Here is a 20,107-nt window from a genome sequence, read left to right on the forward strand (position 1 = left end):
AACCGAGGGAGGCCTGTTGAGTAGATGCCCCCTAAGAGGGCACAATTGGCCGAATAGCCGCAAAAGCGCGACGCCAGCTCAGCTCGCGCGACGCCTTAACGGAGCACACCACGAAGGTCAGCCAGCCGAACTCCACGAGCAACGAGCTCTCCGCGAGACCGGTGACGAGCAGCACCACGAGCACGAGCGCCGGCCAGGCGTAGACGAAGCTGCGCTGGCGGGAAGCGAGCAGCCAGGAGCGGATGAAGGCGAGCCCGACCATGAACACGAACACGAAGAGACCGATCAGGCCGACCTGGAGCCACACGTCGAGGTAGGCGTTGAGGGCGGACGGCTGGAGTCCGTCGCGAATATAGGTAAAAGGAGGAAGGCCCTCCCACCAGTGACCGGCCCACCCCCATCCTTCGAGCTCATGGTTGGGGATGAGTAAGCGGATCGGGCGCCAGACCGCGAGTCGCTGGGTGAGCTCGTTGCTCGCGCTGAGGGCGTTGATGATCGGGGCGCGTGCGGCCCAGGCGATGGCACCGACGGTGATGGTGGATCCCAGCAGCACGAACTGCCATACCCGTTTGCGCTCGGGGGACACCCGGCGCAGGCCGTAGAGGGCGAGGGTTGCGAGCATCACCACCACGAAGGTGCCGAAGGCGATCGGGGAGCGCGAGACCAGGAGCATGAACCCTCCGAGCAGCAGGGATCCGATCCCCAGGTCACGCGACACCGAGCGTGTTCGGAGCTCGGTGCCGAAAGTGACGATGGCAACGAGCGTGACGATCCCGAGCTGGTTACGGGCGCCGAAGATGCCCTGGATCGGGCCGAGCTCGTGGAGGTTACCCGCGATTGCAAGGAAGTGGATCGGGCTGTCGATGAGAATCCCAGAAAAGATCTCGAGCACCAGGGAGAGCAGGAGCGCGGCGCGCAACACATTGCCGAATGCCCGTGCGATCTGAATGGTGTCGCGGATGAGCGCGATATAGACGCCAAGCATCGAGACGGCGAGGAGGTAAATCGCGCTGCCAACTGTCGCCCAGCTGTACTGGCTCCAGATGGCAGAGATCGCAGCCCACCCGACGAAGACGAGCAGTGAGACGGGCAGGAGCCCGTGCCACTCGATCTCCTCCCGCTGGGCGAGCAGCGACAGCGAAGCCAATACGACCAGGCTGGCGAGGATGGCCAGTGCCCCCGCCCATCCCATCAGCTCATGCAGTAGCAGCGTGGCGAGTTGCGATCCGATGATGACCTGAGTGAGCGCCGCCGAGAAGCGGGGGGCCCCGAGAAAGCTCCTCGCGAGTTCGAATGCGGGATGCCGCGGCTGGGCCGGGCTCACGAACGACTCCGGATCATGCGTGCCCCCGGCTCACGGTCGCCGTCGCAGGGTGGCGGGGGAGAGCTCCGGCTCCACCGGTCCGAGGCCGAGTGGACTGGTCTTGGTTTTGACGGCCCAGATTACGAGCAGCATCAGTCCGCCCTCGAGCAGGATGCGGCTCTCGGCGATGCTCTGCACCAGCTGCGCAGTGAGCACGAGCACCGGCAGGAGCGACAACCAGAGGTGCGAGCCCGGGTCGCGGGGTGAGATCACGACGGGATTGATGGCGATGAGCCAGGAGCGGAGGAGCGTTGCAAGAACCAGAGCGCCGAACACCACCAGGCCGAGAATTCCGAGCTGCAGCCAGATGTCGAGCCAGGCGTCGTGAGCGTGGGGCGGCTGCACCCCGCCGGCCTTCTTGAGCGTGTTGAACGGAGCGATCCAGACGATCCAGTAGCCGAGCCATCCCCAGCCCTGCCCGGGGCGCTGTTGTGCGAGCTGGATGACTTCGTTCCAGATGGTGAAGCGACCGGTGAAGTCCGAACTCTTGCCGAGCAGCGCGAGAATCCGACCCTGCTGGGCTACCGCGAGCACGCTGAAAAAGGTAATGGCAAAGACTATGCCGCCATAGGCATATGCGCGCCCCTTCGGTGTGCGGGCCCGACGCACGAGCAGAGCAGCGAGGGCCACGACAATCACCACGACGAGGGCCACAACAATGGTGGCGGATCGGGTGATTACGATCGTGGCGATGGCGACGGCGAGCCAGAACCAGCCCGATCCACGTTTCACCGTCTTCGAGGCGAGCTGGATCGCAAACACGATGAGGCCGATGAGCGCGGCCATGGCGAGCAGGCTCGAATTGCCGACGATGCCCTGGATCTTGCCGAGGTCGAAGAGCAGGTCGCGCGACCAGTACAGAAGCTTGGCTGGATGGCTCTCGGGTGTGATCCAGACCGGGTAGATCGGGTGTCGGATGATCGCGGACACGATGAATTCGAATAGGAACGAGAGTCCGAGTACGAGGCGAAAGACCCAGCCGAGCACGATGAGCAGGTCCGGCCAGGTCACCGTCACCGCGATCGATACCGCGGAGGCGGTGGTCAGCAGCAGCACAACCGCGCCGAGGACAGTGAATCCGGGGTAATACGACCATGCGATCGAGAGGAATGCAAGAGCGATGAAGGCGAGCAGCGGATAGGGCAGCGAGGCGATGCGGAATCGCGCACGATTATGGATCAGCACCACGATCGATATGGCGGCGATGACCACCACGAATACGCCATAGCCGTACCAACTGAAGGAATTGCGCCAGAAGTCGCCAGCGATTCCGGTGAACAACACGAAAGTCGCGAATCCCAGGCGGAATCGGCGACTGTCGAGTGCGGTCATACCTCGAGGGTAGCGGCTCTGGTCTGCGGAGAGTCGCTGGTCGAGTAGCGCCGTCCGGGGCCCATTTCGATACCTGGCCGACCGCCGGGTCGCCGCGAGGGTGGCGGGAAAGCTCTAGACGAACGCGGCCTTACCGGTGATCGCACGCCCGACGATGAGGGTGTTCATCTCGCGGGTGCCCTCGTAGGAGTAGATGGCTTCGGCATCCGCGAAATATTTCATCACGCCGTAATCCATGACGATGCCGTTGCCTCCGAAGAGCTCTCGGCACCAGGCAACGGTTTCGCGCATACGGCTGGTCGTGAACTCCTTGGCGAGCGAGGAGTGCTCGTCACGCTGGGTTCCCTGGTCGAGCATGTCTGAGACGCGGATGACGATGCCGATCGAGGCGGTGATGTTGCCGAGGCTCTTGGCCAGCAATTCCTGCACCAACTGGTGACTGCCGATCGGCTTGCCGAACTGGATGCGTGTGTCGGCGTATTCGACGGCGGCCTCGTATGCTCCGACCGAGTTGCCGACCGCGGCCCAGGCCACCTCGGCGCGGGTGAGGCGCAGCACGGCGGCGGTCTCGCGGAACGACTTTGAGCCCTGCAGGCGGTTCTCCTCCGGCACGATCACGTCGGTGAGCACAATATCGGCGTTCTGCACGATGCGGAGCGCCTGCTTGTTTTCGATGCGCTTGGCGGAGTAGCCCTCGGTCGTGGTCGGCACGATGAAGCCCTTGACCTGGTTGTCATCGGCATCCCGCGCCCAGATGATCGTGACGTCGCTGATCGAGCCATTGCCGATCCAGCGCTTGGCACCATTGATCACCCAGTGGTCGCCCACGCGCTTCGCAACGGTCTGGAGGCCCTGTGCGGTGTCGGAGCCGGAGAGAGGCTCGGTGAGTCCGAAGGCGCCGAGCAGCTCGCCACTGGCGAACCGCGGCAGCCACTCGGCCCGCTGCTCAGCGGAGCCGGCGACGGCGATCGAGCCCATCACGAGACCGTTCTGCATGCCGACGAGAGTCGCGACCGAGGCATCCACCCGCGCGAGTTCCAGGGCAACCCAGCCGCGGAAGGTGGCACTGTTGGCAAACTGCTGCGTCTCCGGGTAGGACTGCCCGAAGAGGCCGAGTTCGGCGAGGCCGTCGACGATGTGGCGCGGGAAGAACTCTGCCTTCGTCCACAGGTCGTTCATGATCGGGCGCACCTCGGCGTCGAGGAACGCGCGGAGCTTCACAATGAACTGCTTCTCCTGTTCGGTAAGCAGGCTCTCATAGCCGTAGAAGTCGCTGATCAGCGGGGTGAAAGGGGCCAGCTCGGCGGCGGACTGCTGGTTTTCTGCGGTGAGGGTCATCGGGGCTCCGTTGCGTGAGGGTGGGCTATCGCTACTTTAAGGTCCGATTCTGGGCGTTGACCACGCAATTGGTAGTTTTGTCTAACTCCCAATCGAAGGAACCCGCGGATGTTTGTAGGCATCACCAACACCCCTCGGCGGTACGCGTGGGGATCGACGACCGCCATTGCGCAGCTGCTCGGGCATGAGGCATCCGGAAGCCCGGAAGCCGAACTCTGGCTGGGGGCTCATCCCGGTTCTCCGAGCGTGATCCTCGATCCGACCCGGACGGGCGGCGCCACGACTCTCGACGAGTGGATCGCGGCCGACCCGCAGACGACGCTCGGGAGGTTCGCGGCATCCGGTCGCCTGCCATTCCTTCTCAAAGTGCTCGCTGCCGGTTCCCCGCTGTCGCTGCAGGCGCATCCGACTCTCGAGCAGGCACGGGCCGGATTCGCACGGGAAAATGACCGGGGAATCGACCTCGATGCTCCGGAGCGCAACTACAAGGACGCCTTTCCGAAGCCGGAGCTGATCTATGCCCTCTCGCCCACCTTCGACGCGCTGTGCGGATTCCGCCCACTCGAGGAGGTGCGGGCGCTTCTTCTCGCGTTGATTGGGGCGTCGCTGTCCCTGGAGGATCCGCAGCCCCAGCCCCTTGAAGACCTGCTCGAAGCGTTGTCCGGGTCGGATGGCGCGCTGCCGCAGACCTTCGAATGGCTCATCGGCCAGCGCACCGGCGTTGCGACGCTGGTGTCACTCGTTGTCACGCTCGCCCACCAGGGTGTCGCGGGCTATGAACCGGAGATGGCGACGGTCGTGCAGTTGGCGGACAACTTTCCAGGAGACCCCGGAATCGTCATCTCGCTATTGCTCAATCGGGTGACCCTTGCGGCGGGGGAGGCGCTCTACTTGCCAGCCGGAAACATCCACGCCTATCTGAATGGGCTGGGGGTTGAGCTCATGGCCGCCTCTGACAATGTGCTGCGCGGGGGACTCACACCGAAACACATCGACGTGCCCGAGCTGCTCGACATGCTCGACTTCACTCCGGTCGCGGTGCCCTACCTGCATTCGACGTCGCCCTCCGAGGGTGTTGCGGCATTCACTCCGGATGTTGCGGACTTCGAGCTTCTTCGCATCGACGGCATGTTCCTCGATGCCTCTGTCGCGCTCACCGGGCCGGCGATTGCGCTGTGCACCGCGGGCGACGTGTCGATCGCCGGGGCCGCGTCATCCTGGTCGCTGGTGCTCGGTGATTCCGTCTACATCACGCCGGATGAGGCGGGGTTGAGGTTCACCGGGTCTGGCACGGTGTTCGTGGCGACGACGGGTGCGTTGGCGTAGGTCGGGTCTCTTTGCACTTCTCCTCTCCAGGTGCCCGGCAAAGTACTTATCCCCATTTGGGCGGAAGACTTTCGAAAGTCTGTTCGATATAGGAGAATTGGGTTATGTCGTTTTCCACCCTGCAGCAGTCCCACCGGGACCTGATCGCTGCACAAAAAGCGGCGTTACATGATGCGCAGGAGTACGGTGTGCTCACCGATGAGCAAGTGTTGGTGATGGCGAGGTTCGGGGCCGAAGAGAGTCGCCTTGCAGACGCCCACAACAGCCTCACTGCCGGGCAGCTCGCCCGCCGGTCCGCCCCGGAGTTGGGTAGTACGGGGTTGGCGCAACGCACCGGGCACCGCACCGCGCAGGAACTGGTTCGGGTGACCACGGGGGCGAGTTTTGGGGAGGCGGCAACCGCTGTTCGGGTTGGACTGCTCACCGCTGATGCGGTGGCAGCTGCGCCAACCCAGCCCTGGTTGCAGGCGGTCGGACTGGCCGTTGCTGCGGGCACCCTGTCCACCTCTGCCGCCGACGCAATCCGGGTTGGCCTCGGTTCACCCTCCGACTCAGTGCCCGCGGCAACCTTGGCCACCGCGGCGGAGCACCTCTGCACAGAAGCCACCACCTTGGATGTGGATCGGCTCGGAATCCTGGCCCGGCAGCTGCGGGATGAGATCGACGAGGCCGGCATCGCGGACCGGGAACACGCACGCCATGACGCCCGCACCCTGCGTGTGGTGAAACAGGCTGATGGGATGACCCGCCTGGTGTGGGTGATGGACCCCGAAACTGCTGCCACCGTCACCGACCTGTACGACCGGGCCACCTCCCCCCGCCGCGGCGGACCACGATTCGTCACCAGTGACAGCCACAAGAGGAGTGACGACCGCAGCAGCAGCGACTCCGCCACCGCGGAACGTATTGCCGGGGATACCCGCAGCACCGAACAGTTGGCCTCCGATACCTTCACCGAGCTGCTCCGCCACGGCGCTGCCGTTGACTCCAGCCAACTGCTCGGTAGCGGGGCACCCGTGGTGCGGATCCTCGTCACCGCCGACGCACTCGACACTCCTACCGGACACGAACCCGGCACCGGACACGAAACACCCACCGGGCACGAGATACCCGCCGGGCACGTAACAGGCACCGGGCACCAGACACCCACCGGGCAGGAGACACCCACCGGGCAGGACATACCCACCGGGCACGGATTCCTCGACGGTCAGAACGACCCGGTGAACATCACCACTGTGGAACGGCTCGCCTGCGCCGGAGCGACCCAGACGATCAGACTCAACGGCGACGGTTCTCCCCTCGACGTCGGTCGCGAACGCCGGCTTTACACGAAGCAACAACGCATCGCCCTAGCCGCCCGAGACGGCGGATGCATGTTCCCGAACTGCGACCGACCACCATCCTGGTGCGAATGCCACCACATCATGTTCTGGACCAGAGATAGGGGCCGCACCGATTTAGCCGACGGGATCCTCCTATGCCGACACCACCACCTGCTACTCCACAACAACGGCTGGGAAATCCACCGCCACGACACCACCTACTGGCTCATCCCACCACCCGACATCGACCACCTCCGCACACCCATCCGCATGCACACACGAAGCCGCGCACTCACCGAACTGCTCGGGAAGAGAACAGGATGAAGGACGGTTCGGGTACGCGGCTGTAATTAGCCAGCTCCGGGGCTAGGGGCATCGATAAGTCCGATGTGATGCGTCCGAGGGCACCGACGCCACAGCCGCCTGCACGCAGGGGCTCAGGGTCGCAGGGTCGCAGGGTCGCGGTGTCGCAGGGTCGCAGGGTCGCAGTGTCGCAGTGTCGCAGGGTCGCGGGGACCTGGGGGTGCTATGCCGTCACGTGGGGCGTTATGCCGGCAAGCCGACCATGGGTCGCTATGCCGGGACCTTTTCGCAGAACGCGCGCCGGTAGGCCGTCAGGGTGACGTGCAGCACCCTCATGGGGTGATGGCGCATCATGGCAGCCGCACCGAATCCTGTGTGGCGGGTACTGACTCGAGACCGAGACCGAGACCGAGACCGAGACCGAGACCGGGACCGGGACCGGGACCGAGGGTAGAAAGACCCTATTGGCGCAAAGCCTCCGGCGTACCGTCGAGGCATGACTCCCATAGCCACAGTCTTCATTGATGTCTTCGGTCGGATCAGAGACGCTGTGCATCACTCCGCGCGCCGGCTGAGCCCCGAACAGCTTGCGGCTCAAGTCGACGACGGAGCCAATTCCATCGGATGGCTGTTGTGGCATCTCAGTCGCATTCAGGACGACCACATCTCCACGGTCTCCGGCACCGAGCAGGCCTGGACCGCGTGTGGCTGGGCCGAACGATTCGGCCTTCCGTTCGAGGACGTGGCGACCGGCTACGGCCACACGTCCTCCGATGTCGCCAGGGTGACCGGCATCAGCCGAGACAGGTTCATCGGCTACCACGACGACGTGCATGACAGAACGGTGCGCTATCTCTCGACCCTCACCGATACCGACCTCGACCGCGTCGTCGACCCCCACTGGACCCCGTCGGTGACGCTCGCCGTGCGACTCGTCAGCGTCATCAGCGATGATCTCCAGCACACAGGTCAAGCGGCTTTCGTGCGTGGAGTGTTGGACCGACGAGCGCTGCGCTGAGACTGCGGCAGAAACACCCAGGCCCCACGCCTCGTGCCTTAGCGGTTGTTCAGCGGGTCGTATCCGACTCCCCCAGCAGGCGCAGCGCCTGGCCGCTCGAGGGTACATCGATCGGATCGAGCCGTATCAGCAGTTCGTGCCAGCTCGCGTCACTGGCGATCGACGCGCGCAGCAGCTCGATCCCGCGCTCCGGTATGCCGGCGCTGATCAGCCCCAGTCCAGCCCAGAACCGAAGCTCATCATTGTCCGGTGCGATCTCGTTGGCGGCGATATAACGACTGGCGGCGGTGGTGAAGTCGCCGAGGGCGACCAGGTCATCGGCGTCATCCGCCAAACGGTATGCGTCGCCGAGCGTGACAAGGCGCCGCAGTTCGATCAGCGGGGTGGGGTGGTCCTCAACCCGGAGATCGACGATGGAGTCAGAGGGTGTGCCGTCGGCCGGAACAACGAGGATGGCTGCGGACTGCTGACCGCGGAGGTCTCCGCCAGCACCCTGGGCCGCATCAAGCGCCGCGAGCAAGCGGGATGTCAGCGTGCCACTCGACTGCTCAAAGGTGCGGGCCATGGTCGCCCAGACGGTGTCATTGCGCATGATGTTCGCCTGGCAGGTGAAGCCGTCACCGCTGTATTGGCCAGCCTCGCCCATGCAGGCTTTTCCGGTGAAGGCGACCGCGCGTCCGCTCGCATCCACGATCGCAAACTGCCGATGCTCGATCGCCGGGTCGCCCTTGCGCAGGGCGAGGGATGCCTCGGCGGCGGTCATCCCATCGCGCAGCATCCCCAAACCGAGATGTTTGAAACTCCGATTGGAACTGGCCTGTGTCGCGATGGCGCCGACCCCGGCGAGGCCGCCAACGACGACTGAACCGACAGAGAACCAGTGGGACTGCACCGCAACGCCCAGCTCGCCTGTTGCTGAGTCCCGAGCGACGATCGAATATGTCATGAGATCAGTATGTGGGGCGTACCGGGAGTGCCGATCACGGGGCGGCGCGGTGTTTCGCCTGCACCGGAGCACACCCATTGTTCTGACACAACACTGCAGCACACCCCGTTGGCGCGACACAATCGACATCACGGACCGCACTACCCTGTAGGCATGACCTGGTTAGTGACCGGCGGCGCCGGCTATATCGGAGCCCATGTGGTGCGGGCGCTTCAGGATGCCGGGCTCACTCCGGTCGTCCTGGATGACCTCTCGAGCGGGCACGCTCAGTTCGTGCCGCACGGCGTCGGGTTCGTGAAGGGGACGATCCTTGACGGTGCCCTCCTGCTCGATACCATCCAGCAGCACCAGGTGACCGGCGTCATCCACGTAGCTGGGTTCAAATACGCCGGAGTCAGTGTGCAGCGGCCGCTGCACACTTATGAGCAGAACGTCACCGGCACTGCTGTGTTGCTGGCGGCGATGAACGACAGCGGGGTCGACCGCATTGTGTTCTCGTCCAGCGCAGCGGTCTTCGGAACTCCGGATGTCGAGCTCGTCACCGAGGACACCCCGAAGAGCCCGCAGTCGCCATACGGTGAGTCGAAGCTCATCGGCGAGTGGCTGCTTCGGGACCAGGGCATCGCCACTGGGCTTCGCCACACCTCCCTGCGATACTTCAACGTTGTGGGGTCGGAAGACCCGTCGCTGCGAGACACCAGTCCGCACAATCTTTTCCCCCTGGTTTTCGACGCTCTGGCCGAGGGTCGTGTTCCGCGCATCAACGGCAACGACTATCCGACGCCGGACGGCACCAACGTGCGCGATTACATCCACGTATCCGATCTGGCGATCTCGCATGTCGCTGCCGCACGGCGGCTTGATGCGGGGGAGCCACTCGAAGCCGCCTACAACCTCGGTAGCGGGGAGGGCGTCTCGGTCGGTCAGATCATGGCGACAGTGGCGCATGTCACGGGCATCGCGTTCACCCCGGACATCGGCCCTCGCCGCCCCGGTGACCCCGCACGGATCGTCGCTGCTGGAGAGCTCGCCGCGCGCGATCTTGATTGGACGATGCGTCACAGCCTCGCCGACATGGTCTCGAGCGCGTGGGTGGCCCGGCAGCACGCGAGCTCGTAACGGTGCGCCGGGGCGACCTCGCCGAGCGCCCGGGTAAGTTTTGCCGATGGCAGAATGTGTGCTTCCCCCCAATTAGGTGGTGCGGCGCGTCGTAAACCCTCGAGGCGGGATTGAGCCTTTACGATTTACGACTTGACGAATGACTAACTACACCGGTGTAATTATCTCTAACGCGTTTGCGCAAGTCGTACGTGATCGCGGAGGGGAGACTGTGTTATGGCGCCAGAAGATCACCGACGCACTGCACCAAGCGGTGCGGGAACCATTGGAGCTGTCCCGGATAACTGGTTCGTAGACCCAGTTCGGCTCGGTGTACCCGGAGTGCGCCAGGTCGATACCTCGGCAATCGACGACAACCAGTTGGCGTGGCAAACCGACTCGCTATGTGCGCAGACCGACCCGGAGGCGTTTTTCCCGGAAAAGGGTGGATCCACGCGTGACGCGAAGAAGATCTGCACCTCCTGCGAAGTTCGCAATCAGTGCCTCGAGTACGCGCTGGCAAATGACGAGCGATTCGGCATCTGGGGCGGACTGTCGGAGCGAGAGCGCCGCAAGCTGCGCAAGCGCGCGTAGGGCCTTTCGCGGGTAACACCACTCGGTAGTAGAGCTGGCCGTACTATCCGTGCGTCGGCCCACTCGTGCGTGCCGCCATCCGCATCATCCGCATCATCCACCACCCGTGCGTCGTGCTGGCCGTGCCACCCGTGCGTCGGCCCGCTCGTGCGTGCCGCCATCCGCGTCATCCGCCACCCCTGCGTGGCGCCATCCGCATCATCCACCTCCCGTTTTTCTCACCACCGCACTGTGCGAACACGTCGGTGGTAGGAAAAACGGGAGGTGGATCAGGCGGCGGCGTGTGGCGGCGTTGGCGGGCGGCGAACTCGAGCAGCGCAGATGCGGCCTGGGCAGGCGGCAGGTTCGCCTGCCCGTGCGTGTCCTGCCTGCGGTGATCGCTGAGCACGCCTAGTCTCGGAGTGATGCACACGAGAGTCACCGCGATACTCGTTGCCCGGTCGGGGGCGGCGCACCTCGAACGAACCCTCGCGGGCCTCGCTCGCCAAACCCGGCGGCCGGATGCGGTTGTTGCAGTGGATGCCGGATCGACCGATCGCAGCACGGAATTGCTTGCGGCATCCGGGCCGACGCAGCTGGTGACGACCGGTGCGCTGGATTTCGGCACCGCAGTCGACCGGGCTCTGACCGTGGCGGCACCCGCAGAGTCGGACAATGACTGGCTCTGGCTGCTCGCCCACGACAACGCTCCGCAGCCAGCCGCCCTCCAGGCACTTCTCGGCGCGGTGGAGATCGCGCCGTCGGTTGCAGTCGCCGGCCCGAAGCTGATGCGCTGGAATGAGCCCGATGTGATCGCCGAATATGGCGAGACTATGACGTACTACGGTTCATCGATCGCTCTGGTCGAGGGCGAGCTCGACCAGGCCCAGCACGATGTGCGCTCCGATGTGCTCGGGGTCGCTGCGGGCGGCATGTTGGTGAGGCGCAGCCTCTGGAGCGCACTCGGCGGGTTCGATCCGGCACTGCCGAGCGTGGATGCCGCACTCGACTTCTCGGTGCGGGCGAGACTGGCCGGGTTCCGTGTCATCGTCGTGCCGGGGGCCAAAGTCGCAAGCGACGGCGGCCCGGAGCTGTTCGGGCGCACCGCTGTCTCCGATCGGCGCCGCGCGAGCATCCGCCGGGCAGCGCAGTTGCACCGCAGACTCGTGTACGCGCCCGCCGCCGCCCTGCCATTCCACTGGCTGTCGCTTGTTCCACTGGCCATTATCCGCGCCGCCGGCCAACTGCTTGCCAAGCGGCCGGGCGCCGTCGGAGGCGAACTCGCATCGGTACTCCGGGTGGCCTTTGGCGGAAGCCGCATCGGGCCAGCCCGACGCGCCATCACGCGCACCCGCCGGGTCGGATGGGCATCGATTGCCCCCCTGAGGATGCCGCCCGGCGTCGTTCGCGAACGGCGCGCCCAGGAGCGTGAGACGCAGCGCACCCAGTCGACGGTTGCGATGGCCGAAGCGCGGGCGGGTTTCGTGACGCATGGCGGCCTCTGGATCGTGCTGCTGGCCGGCATCATCGGCCTGATCTCGTGGGGATCCATTGCCGGGGCGCCGTCGCTCACCGGTGGGTCGCTCGCCCCGCTCAGTGACTCGGTTCAACAGCTCTGGTCGCACGTCGGCTATGGATGGCGCGAAATCGGTGTGGGATTGGTCGGTGCGGCCGATCCGTTCAGCTACCTCCTCGCGGTGGTGGGATCAATCACCTTCTGGTCACCCTCCCTCAGCATCATGATCATCTATCTGCTCGCCCTCCCGCTCGCGGCGCTCGGCGCATGGTTCGCGGCCAGGCAGCTCAGCACGCGCCCGTCGCTTCCGGCGCTTGCCGCACTGCTCTGGGCACTTGCCCCTCCGCTGTCCAGCGCGCTGAGCGGGGGGCACCTCGGTGCCGTGATCGCGCACCTGCTGCTGCCGTGGCTCGTGCTCGCGGCGCTCAACGCACCGCGATCGTGGGCCGCATCTGCGGGCGCCGGCCTGCTCTTCGCTGCCACCGCCGCATCCGCTCCGAGCCTGGTCCCCGCCCTGGTGATTGCGCTGCTCGCGTGGGTTGTCGCCCGCCCGGCCAGCGTGCACCGGCTCCTCGGCATCCCGATTCCGGCCCTCGCCCTCTTCGCGCCCCTGATCGTGCAACAGCTGATGCGTGGTAACCCGCTCGGGCTGTTCGCTGACCCGGGGGTACCCGCACCCACGGTTGCGGCAACGCCACTACAACTCGCCTTGCTGTCGCCTGCCAGCGGGCTCAACGGGTGGGCGGCGGTCGCCCAGTCTTTCGGACTCCCCGGCGTCACCGCGACCATCATCGTGGCCACACTCCTGCTGCCGATTGGCGGTCTCGCACTACTGGCGCTCTTCGTGCCGGGATCCCGCCGGGCGATTCCCTCGATGGTGCTCGCGCTTCTCGGTTTCGTCACCACAATCGCCGCGTCGCATCTGCAGGTGGCGCACCTCGGTTCGAGTCCGGTGCCAGTGTGGACCGGAGCCGGACTCAGCCTGTTCTGGCTTGGGCTGGTGGCCAGCACACTTGTCGCCCTTGATGCGCTCCGGCGATTCGCCGTGCCGGTGGGCATCCTCTCCGCCGTTACCGTCACGATCCTCATGCTTCCGCTGCTCGGCAGTGTGCTGCTGAAGACCGCGGTGGTCGAGGCGGGGGCACGAATACTGCCGGCCGTGGTGACCGCCGAGGCCGAGGGGCATCCGCGGGTCGGAACCCTCGTGCTCACCCCTCAAGCCGGTGGATCCCTCTCTGCAACGGTGCAGCGGGGAGCCGGATCTGCGCTCGATGATCAGTCGACCCTTGCCGCGACATCCGTTGCCGCGGATTCGATGCCACAGCGGGTTGCGACCGTCGCTGGCAACCTGGCGTCGCGCAGCGGGTTCGACGCCGGACCTGAGCTGACGACGCTGTCGATCGGCTTCGTGCTGCTGACTCCGGATAACACCGCCGTGCACAAAAGCACCTCGGAGGCGCTCGACAGCAATGCACTGTTCGCCCCGGTCGGTGCCACCGATAACGGGCTGCTCTGGCGGTTCGAGGGGCTTGCAACAGAGAAGACGATCACCACGGTTGGCAACACGGACACAGCTCTCGGCAGCCTCATCCTGATCGGCCAGGGCATCGTCTTCGGCATGACTCTGTTGCTCGGTATCCCCACGGTGCGTCGGCGTCGGCGTCATGCCGTGAGCGGATCGAATCCCGGACAGCCGGCCGACACTTTCGATGGAGATCGCGAAGATGACTGAGCCGACGAATGGTGCTGAGCCGACGAATGGTGCCGAGCCGACGAGGAGCACGTCCCCTCCCACTTCGGCCACTCCGGTCGAGACACGTGCCTACGTCACGGAGGTCGAGGATATCGCCGAGGAGCCGGTGGTGAAGGCACCTCGAACCGCGCGTGGTGCGCTGATCGTCGGCGCGCGTGTGCTCACCGGAACGATCGGCGTCGGCGTTGCCGTGGTCTCGATCGGTGCGGCGGTGCTGCTCCCACTGCCGAGCCACGGGGTCGTGCCCAGCTCTCGACTCGTCACTCCCGTGGCATCCGCCCAGCAACGCATCTGCGCTGGCCCGCTGCTGCGCCTCGGAAACGATGCAGGGCAGGCCGCAACCACGGTTTCCTCGGTCGGCAGGCCCGCCGTGAGCTACAGCCAGAGCATCGGCACTGCGACTCTTGCACCGCTCGCGTCCACCGACAGCACCACAGGTATCGCGCCCGATCTGCTCACTCTTCCCCCTGGATCGAGCAACTCGTCGCCCCCGCTGCTCTCCGGCAGCCAGGTGCAGGCGGTGTCATCCGGCGACCTCGTCGGACTGGCCGCAGCACAGTGTGCCGAGGCCAGCAGCGACAGTTGGCTTGTCGGTGGTGCCACCAGTACCGGTCGCACCACCCTCATCACCCTCAGCAACCCGAGCAACGTCATCGCGACGGTGAATCTCAGCATCTTCTCCGAGACCGGTCGGATTGCCGCCGCAGGTACCGATGGGATAGTCGTGTCGCCAGGCGGACAGCGTGTGCTGTCCCTCGCTGGCTTTGCCCCGAACGTCGTCTCGCCGGTGGTGCGGGTGCAGAGTCGTGGCGGCCAAGTCGTCGCGCATCTGCAGCAGTCGATCGTGCGCACCCTCGAACCGGGTGGGGTAGACATCATCGGAACTTCGGCCGGGCCATCCACCCTGAATGTGATCCCCGGACTCGTGCTGTCGAACGGCACTGCCGTGGCCGCCCGCCAGGCGGAGAGCGGATTCAGCGATCTGAGTGCGATCATCCGCCTGTATGTGCCCGGTCCTGATGCCGCCAAGGCGGAGATCACGATTGTGCCGGAGAACGGCTCCGCGGAGGCAACGCCGGTTCTCCTGGTAGTGCAGCCGGGGATCGTCACTGAGGTTCCGCTTGATTCCTATCCCGACGGGAGCTACACCGTGACGATCGCCACCGATAAGCCGCTCGTTTCGGGCGCACGCATCTCCACTGTCGGCACAACCGGTCAGAGTGATTTTGCATGGTCGGCCTCGACCACGAGTGTGGAGCGTCGTGCGTTGGTCACGGTGGCGCCGGGACCGACGCCGCTGCTGCACCTCGCAAATTCCACCCGGAAGGATGTGACGGCCCGCCTTTCCCGCGCCGGCGTGGCCGACATCACGGTGGCCGTGCCCGCGGGGCGCACGGTCTCGCAGGCTGTGCTGGGGGGAGCGAGCTACGCCGTCACCGATTTCGATGCCCTTGCGCTCTCGGTGAGCTATCTCGGTGACGGGCAACTCGCGACATTCAGTGTGAGTCCGGCGGCACCGGCGTCGCGGCCGATCCGAATCTACCCCTGAGAGCTGCCGGGGTCGCTCTAGAGGTGGCGGAAGCGCTCGGGTGCAAGGTCCCAGGGGTCGGTACCGAGCAACTCGGCGACCGCGCGGAACACGCAGCTCTCGATGAGCATCCGTCGGTGCAGGTCGTCCGTGCGGTGCAGTCGGGCGAGCCGCTCGATCGGAAGCCGGAACAAGATCACCCGTTTCTCGGGAATGTCCACGTGCCAGCGATCGATTCCGCCGGCTGGCGTTATCTCACGCGGCAGGCCGGCCACCTCAAAGGAGACCCCGGCTAACTCATTGGGCCACAGGTCCTTGAGGTACTCAGCTGTCGCTGCCACTGCGAGATCGAATTGATCTAATCGGGTGTGCAACAGCGGCAGGTGCGGGCCGGTGACGGCGGAGCGCATGCCGCGCCCGTGCCGGTCGCGCGACCGCCCGGACGGACGGGCGATGCGGGAGTGAACCATTCCCCAATCCTATGCGGCGGGTTCCGGACGGATGCGGCGCTAGGGTGGAGTCAAATGGATGGCCGGCCGTGTAGCAAAGTCGCATGTGCGAATGATGCAGTGTCGACCCTCACCTACGTCTACGCCGACTCTATGGCCGTGCTCGGGCCGCTCAGTCGAGCCGCTGAGCCGCACAGCTACGACCTTTGCACCAAGCACTCTGATCGTCTCTCGGTGCCACAGGGCTGGCAGGTCATCCGTCATATGTCGCTCGGGGGCGCCGTAGACCCCCAGCAGCGTGCCCGGTAATCCGCCCGCCGCCATGCCCGGTACATTGGCAGCATGACTGCCCCCATCGACCTCGCACCATTCATCAAGGCCTATGACGTGCGTGGCCTCGTCGGTTCTCAGCTCACCGCCGAGGTCGTCGAAGCACTCGGTGCTGCCTTCGTGGATGAGGTCGACGCGGTGGGCATGGATGTCGTGGTCGGGTACGACATGCGCGACTCTTCCCCCGGATTCGCCGCGGCCTTCGCCGCTGGTGCCCAAGCCCGGGGTGGCAATGTGGTGTCGATCGGCCTATGTTCGACCGACGAAACCTACTTCGCGTCCGGCCTTTTTGATGCCCCGGCAGCGATGTTCACCGCCAGTCACAATCCGGCCAGCTACAACGGCATTAAATTCAGTCGCGCCGGCGCACAGGGGATCAGCTTCGATACTGGGCTGAAGGCCATCCGCGACCGTGCCCAGGACTACTTGGCCGGTGCGATCGAGCCGGTGCAACACCCGGGAACCTTCCGGTCGGTGGATGTAATCGCGGACTACGCGGCGTATTTGCGCTCGCTTGTCGACCTCTCCGGCATTCGCCCCATCCGTGTCGTCGTCGATGCCGGCAACGGCATGGGGGGGATGACCGTGCCCGCGGTCCTCGGAACCGCAGCCGGGCTGCCGGCTTTGCCGATCGAGATCATCCCGCTCTATTTCGACCTCGACGGCACCTTCCCCAACCATGAGGCGAACCCGCTCGACCCTGCAAACATCATCGATCTGCAAAAGGCCGTCGTCGAACATGGCGCTGACCTTGGCCTCGCCTTCGATGGCGATGCCGACCGCTGCTTCGTCGTGGACGAGAACGGCGACGGCGTCACCCCATCCGCTGTTGCCGCCGTGGTGGCGCTGCGCGAGATCACGCGGGTGCGTTCACTTCAGCCGGCAGGCGACATCGTCGTGCTGCACAACCTCATCACGTCGCACATCGTGCCAGAGACTATTGAGGCGGCCGGTGCCGTGGCTGTTCGCACTCGGGTCGGGCACTCGTTGATCAAGGACCAGATGCGGATCACCGGGGCGATCTTCGGCGGAGAGCACTCCGCGCACTACTACTTCCGCGACTTCTGGGGGGCGGACAACGGCATGCTCGCCGCGATGCACTTCATGGCCGAGTTCGGTGCGCAGGCGGACGCGGTCTCGGCGATCTCGACGCACTACACGCCCTATGCTTTGAGCGGGGAAATCAACTCCACCGTCACGGACATCCCGGCCGCCTACGACCGCATCGTGGAGGCGTACACCGCACTCGGCGTCTTCGACGAGTTGGACGGCCTTACCGTCACCGGCACAGTGAGCCAGGATGAGCCTTTCTGGTGGTTCAATGTGCGACCATCCAACACGGAGCCGCTGCTGCGTCTCAATGTGGAAGCCGGAACACCCGCGGTGATGGAGCGGATCAGGGATGCCGTGCTTGACCTCATTCGCGAGTAGTCGCGCCCCCGGTGTTGCTCCCCGTCAGGTGTGGTGCGGAGCGCGCGTGAACCTTTGCGACGAAGGGCAATAGTCTCCGGTGGTACGCAGCCGGGATCGCGTAGCCTAGGGCCATGACGCTCACAGCCCCTCACTCCACGCTCCAGTTCAAGGTCGCCGACCTCTCCCTCGCCGAATCGGGGCGTCACCAGTTTCGGCTGGCCGAGAACGAGATGCCCGGACTGATGGCGCTCCGCGCGGAGTTCCGCGAATCGCAGCCGCTTGCAGGCGCTCGAATCGCCGGTTCGATCCACATGACGGTGCAAACCGGGGTTCTCATCGAGACTTTGGTCGCGCTCGGTGCACAGGTGCGCTGGGCCAGCTGCAACATCTTCTCGACCCAGGATGAGGCGGCGGCGGCGATCGCTGTCGGCCCCACCGGCACCGTAGACAACCCTGCCGGGTCCCCGGTTTTCGCCTGGAAGGGCGAGACGCTCGAGGAGTACTGGTGGTGTACCAATCAGATATTCGACTGGAGCGCAGAAGCCATGGCCGCCGGTGAAAACTGGGCCGGGCCGAATATGATCCTCGACGACGGCGGCGATGCAACCGTTCTCGTGCACAAGGGTCGCGAGTACGAACTCGCCGGTGCTGTTCCAGATGCCACCGCGAGCGACAGCCACGAGTGGCGGGTAATCCTCGAGACGCTGCGCGCCTCGCTCGCGGCGTCGACCGACCGGTGGACCGGTATCGCCGCCGAGATCAAGGGCGTCACCGAAGAGACCACAACCGGCGTCCACCGCCTGTACGAGTTGGCGCGCACCGGCCAGTTGCAATTCACCGCCATCAACGTGAACGACTCGGTGACCAAGAGCAAGTTCGACAACAAGTATGGCGTGCGGCACTCGCTGCCCGACGGCCTCAACCGCGCAACCGATGTGCTCATCGGAGGCAAGGTCGCATTCGTCGCCGGATACGGGGATGTCGGAAAGGGTGCGGCCGATGCCCTGAGGGGACAGGGCGCTCGCGTGATCGTGAGTGAGGTCGACCCGATCAATGCGCTGCAGGCGGCGATGGATGGATTCCAGGTCACCACCATCGAGGATGTCATCGGCGACGTCGATATCTTTGTCACGGGCACCGGTAACGAGAACGTGCTCACCGTGGATCACATGCTCGGGATGAAGCACCTCGCCATCCTCGCGAACGTCGGACACTTTGACAACGAGATCGACATCGCCGGGCTGGAAGCGCTCGCGGGCACGACCAAGATCGAGATCAAGCCGCAGGTGCACGAGTGGCGGTTGCCGACCGGCCGCAGCATCCTGGTGCTGTCGGAGGGACGTCTGATGAATCTCGGTAATGCCACCGGGCATCCGTCGTTCGTGATGAGCACCTCTTTCACCAACCAGGTGCTCGCACAAATCGAGCTGTATGTGCGGGGCGAGAACTATCCGCTCGGCGTCTACGTGCTCCCGAAGCACCTCGATGAGAAAGTGGCTCGACTGCACCTCGATGCGCTCGGTGTGAAGCTCACGGTGCTCTCTGCTGAGCAGGCCGGATATATCGGTGTGCCGGTCGAGGGGCCGTACAAGGTCGATCACTACCGCTACTAGGTCACCAGCGGTTAGCGCTCCGGAAACCCGTGCGGTAGGTCGGTGAGCGCTGGCCGCAGGTGCTCGAGGCGCTGCGCCTGCAGACCCAGCCCGGTGAATTCGCGCTCGCGGCGGACAGCGGCGACCGCAGCAAGAAAGAGTTCGGCGTTTGCTGGCGGCAAGGGGGAGACGAAGACGGATGCCTCGGCGGCGAGCGAGCGCGACAGCCGGTCACGGGCATCCGGGGTCAGCTTCGACGCCTGATGGAGGAACTGGGCGATGCGGCGGGACAACCCGTAGGGCATCCGTGCCACGTCGGCTGTCACGGCCCAGCCAGCCAGCTCGAGCGGAACACCGTAGACGGGTGGCGTGATCTTTGACAGCCGCTCGTTCTGGCTGTACGTGCCCGCGAGCAGGTCGCCGGTGCGCTTGGTGCGACCGTTGAGCAGCGCAGTGATCGCCGCAATGCCGCCGAAGGTGGAAAAAACTTCGAGCACACCGGTGAGGGAGCGGATGAACGCATGGCGGAGGCTGATCGATCCGCCATCGTCCCGCACGATGCGCGCACCGACCGCGAGTTTGCCGAGGGACTTGCCCTGGGTCATCGTCTCGATGGTGGTGGGGGCGACGACGAGGCAGAATACGAGCGCAGACACACGGATCGCCGCCGCACTGGCCTCGTCGAGGAATCCGCTGAGGAACGGCGACGAGATGGCAACCAGGATGAACAACCACAGGCCGAAATAAGCGATGAAATCGATGATTGCGCCGGCCGCCCGCAAGACGAAGCTGGTCGGTCGAAGGTCGAGGCCCACAGCCTCCCCGGTCATGAGCTCGAGCTCATCCGCAGCCTCCGGAATGCCCGTACTGCGCTGCATCGCGATCGCCATGTCTAGTATCTAAACAG

Annotated in this window: 16 protein-coding genes; 10 read left to right on the top strand and 6 right to left on the bottom strand. The window is 65.3% G+C overall.

The genetic code is table 11. The features are described 5' to 3' along the window. Positions 1 to 31: 31 nt before the first annotated feature. The 3 genes from IWX88_RS01890 to IWX88_RS01900 all read right to left on the bottom strand — a co-directional run bounded on the left by IWX88_RS01890 (position 32) and on the right by IWX88_RS01900 (position 4,033). Positions 32 to 1,324: an O-antigen ligase family protein gene (locus tag IWX88_RS01890; RefSeq protein ID WP_370568130.1), complete on the bottom strand. Its 1,293-nt coding sequence runs from the start codon at positions 1,322 to 1,324 to the stop codon at positions 32 to 34. A gap of 30 nt (positions 1,325 to 1,354) precedes the next feature. After that, positions 1,355 to 2,695: an O-antigen ligase gene (locus IWX88_RS01895; protein ID WP_196826701.1), complete on the bottom strand. Its 1,341-nt coding sequence runs from the start codon at positions 2,693 to 2,695 to the stop codon at positions 1,355 to 1,357. Positions 2,696 to 2,809: 114 nt separating this feature from the next. Beyond that, the gene (locus tag IWX88_RS01900; RefSeq protein WP_196826702.1) at positions 2,810 to 4,033 is read right to left on the bottom strand and encodes an acyl-CoA dehydrogenase family protein; all 1,224 of its coding nucleotides are present in this window, start codon (positions 4,031 to 4,033) and stop codon (positions 2,810 to 2,812) included. Between the two features lie 108 nt (positions 4,034 to 4,141). Between IWX88_RS01900 and manA the strand changes: the two genes are divergently transcribed. The 3 genes from manA to IWX88_RS01915 all read left to right on the top strand — a co-directional run bounded on the left by manA (position 4,142) and on the right by IWX88_RS01915 (position 8,002). Beyond that, on the top strand, positions 4,142 to 5,359 hold the full coding sequence (gene manA, locus IWX88_RS01905; protein WP_196826703.1) for a mannose-6-phosphate isomerase, class I: 1,218 nt from the start codon (positions 4,142 to 4,144) through the stop codon (positions 5,357 to 5,359). A gap of 104 nt (positions 5,360 to 5,463) precedes the next feature. Then, entirely contained in the window at positions 5,464 to 7,005 is a 1,542-nt protein-coding gene (locus IWX88_RS01910) for a DUF222 domain-containing protein (protein ID WP_196826704.1), read from the top strand. A 475-nt stretch (positions 7,006 to 7,480) separates the two neighbouring features. Continuing rightward, positions 7,481 to 8,002, top strand: coding sequence for a DinB family protein (locus tag IWX88_RS01915; protein ID WP_196826705.1), 522 nt, complete (start codon positions 7,481 to 7,483; stop codon positions 8,000 to 8,002). A gap of 49 nt (positions 8,003 to 8,051) precedes the next feature. Here IWX88_RS01915 and IWX88_RS01920 read toward each other — a convergent pair whose 3' ends face one another. Continuing rightward, positions 8,052 to 8,948, bottom strand: coding sequence for a DUF1028 domain-containing protein (locus IWX88_RS01920; RefSeq protein ID WP_196826706.1), 897 nt, complete (start codon positions 8,946 to 8,948; stop codon positions 8,052 to 8,054). A 153-nt stretch (positions 8,949 to 9,101) separates the two neighbouring features. Here IWX88_RS01920 and galE point away from each other — a divergent pair, with 153 nt between their 5' ends. The 4 genes from galE to IWX88_RS01940 all read left to right on the top strand — a co-directional run bounded on the left by galE (position 9,102) and on the right by IWX88_RS01940 (position 15,437). Continuing rightward, positions 9,102 to 10,067, top strand: coding sequence for a UDP-glucose 4-epimerase GalE (gene galE, locus IWX88_RS01925; protein WP_196826707.1), 966 nt, complete (start codon positions 9,102 to 9,104; stop codon positions 10,065 to 10,067). Positions 10,068 to 10,283: 216 nt separating this feature from the next. Continuing rightward, positions 10,284 to 10,640: a WhiB family transcriptional regulator gene (locus tag IWX88_RS01930; protein ID WP_196826708.1), complete on the top strand. Its 357-nt coding sequence runs from the start codon at positions 10,284 to 10,286 to the stop codon at positions 10,638 to 10,640. A gap of 404 nt (positions 10,641 to 11,044) precedes the next feature. Beyond that, on the top strand, positions 11,045 to 13,867 hold the full coding sequence (locus tag IWX88_RS01935; protein WP_196826709.1) for a glycosyltransferase family 2 protein: 2,823 nt from the start codon (positions 11,045 to 11,047) through the stop codon (positions 13,865 to 13,867). Further along, positions 13,860 to 15,437, top strand: a complete 1,578-nt coding sequence (locus tag IWX88_RS01940) for a DUF5719 family protein (protein ID WP_196826710.1) — start codon at positions 13,860 to 13,862, stop codon at positions 15,435 to 15,437. The genes IWX88_RS01935 and IWX88_RS01940 overlap by 8 nt, the downstream gene beginning before the upstream one ends. 17 nt (positions 15,438 to 15,454) lie before the next feature. Here IWX88_RS01940 and IWX88_RS01945 read toward each other — a convergent pair whose 3' ends face one another. Beyond that, positions 15,455 to 15,886 carry a metallopeptidase family protein gene (locus tag IWX88_RS01945; protein ID WP_196826711.1) on the bottom strand — a complete coding sequence of 144 codons (432 nt, stop codon included), beginning with the start codon at positions 15,884 to 15,886 and terminating at the stop codon, positions 15,455 to 15,457. 54 nt (positions 15,887 to 15,940) lie between these two features. On the opposite strand from IWX88_RS01945, the gene IWX88_RS01950 reads away from it, so the two are divergent. The 3 genes from IWX88_RS01950 (at position 15,941) to ahcY (ending at position 19,221) form a co-directional block, all read left to right on the top strand. Beyond that, complete coding sequence (locus tag IWX88_RS01950) at positions 15,941 to 16,174, top strand: DUF3499 family protein (protein WP_196826712.1); 234 nt, start codon at positions 15,941 to 15,943, stop codon at positions 16,172 to 16,174. 33 nt (positions 16,175 to 16,207) lie between these two features. Continuing rightward, a complete protein-coding gene (locus IWX88_RS01955; protein ID WP_196826713.1) occupies positions 16,208 to 17,626 on the top strand; it encodes a phosphomannomutase/phosphoglucomutase in 1,419 nt (472 codons plus the stop codon). A gap of 113 nt (positions 17,627 to 17,739) precedes the next feature. Further along, positions 17,740 to 19,221: an adenosylhomocysteinase gene (ahcY, locus tag IWX88_RS01960; RefSeq protein WP_196826714.1), complete on the top strand. Its 1,482-nt coding sequence runs from the start codon at positions 17,740 to 17,742 to the stop codon at positions 19,219 to 19,221. Between the two features lie 11 nt (positions 19,222 to 19,232). Here the strand turns inward: ahcY and IWX88_RS01965 are convergent, their stop codons facing one another. Further along, positions 19,233 to 20,090, bottom strand: a complete 858-nt coding sequence (locus IWX88_RS01965; protein WP_231368725.1) for an RDD family protein — start codon at positions 20,088 to 20,090, stop codon at positions 19,233 to 19,235. Between the last annotated feature and the right edge of the window lie 17 nt (positions 20,091 to 20,107).

It is taken from the genome of Frigoribacterium sp. CG_9.8 (genome assembly GCF_015751965.1).
Taxonomy (GTDB): Bacteria; Actinomycetota; Actinomycetes; order Actinomycetales; family Microbacteriaceae; genus Lacisediminihabitans.

Excerpts from the sequence above, each read along its gene's own strand:
- manA (WP_196826703.1), top strand. The coding sequence starts at position 4,142 with ATGTTTGTAGGCATCACCAACACCCCTCGGCGGTACGCGTGGGGATCG.
- IWX88_RS01930 (WP_196826708.1), top strand. The coding sequence starts at position 10,284 with ATGGCGCCAGAAGATCACCGACGCACTGCACCAAGCGGTGCGGGAACC.
- galE (WP_196826707.1), top strand. The coding sequence starts at position 9,102 with ATGACCTGGTTAGTGACCGGCGGCGCCGGCTATATCGGAGCCCATGTG.
- IWX88_RS01915 (WP_196826705.1), top strand. The coding sequence starts at position 7,481 with ATGACTCCCATAGCCACAGTCTTCATTGATGTCTTCGGTCGGATCAGA.
- IWX88_RS01935 (WP_196826709.1), top strand. The coding sequence starts at position 11,045 with ATGCACACGAGAGTCACCGCGATACTCGTTGCCCGGTCGGGGGCGGCG.
- IWX88_RS01910 (WP_196826704.1), top strand. The coding sequence starts at position 5,464 with ATGTCGTTTTCCACCCTGCAGCAGTCCCACCGGGACCTGATCGCTGCA.
- IWX88_RS01920 (WP_196826706.1), bottom strand. The coding sequence starts at position 8,948 with ATGACATATTCGATCGTCGCTCGGGACTCAGCAACAGGCGAGCTGGGC.
- ahcY (WP_196826714.1), top strand. The coding sequence starts at position 17,740 with ATGACGCTCACAGCCCCTCACTCCACGCTCCAGTTCAAGGTCGCCGAC.
- IWX88_RS01895 (WP_196826701.1), bottom strand. The coding sequence starts at position 2,695 with ATGACCGCACTCGACAGTCGCCGATTCCGCCTGGGATTCGCGACTTTC.
- IWX88_RS01950 (WP_196826712.1), top strand. The coding sequence starts at position 15,941 with ATGGATGGCCGGCCGTGTAGCAAAGTCGCATGTGCGAATGATGCAGTG.
- IWX88_RS01965 (WP_231368725.1), bottom strand. The coding sequence starts at position 20,090 with ATGGCGATCGCGATGCAGCGCAGTACGGGCATTCCGGAGGCTGCGGAT.
- IWX88_RS01955 (WP_196826713.1), top strand. The coding sequence starts at position 16,208 with ATGACTGCCCCCATCGACCTCGCACCATTCATCAAGGCCTATGACGTG.
- IWX88_RS01940 (WP_196826710.1), top strand. The coding sequence starts at position 13,860 with ATGACTGAGCCGACGAATGGTGCTGAGCCGACGAATGGTGCCGAGCCG.
- IWX88_RS01945 (WP_196826711.1), bottom strand. The coding sequence starts at position 15,886 with ATGGTTCACTCCCGCATCGCCCGTCCGTCCGGGCGGTCGCGCGACCGG.
- IWX88_RS01900 (WP_196826702.1), bottom strand. The coding sequence starts at position 4,033 with ATGACCCTCACCGCAGAAAACCAGCAGTCCGCCGCCGAGCTGGCCCCT.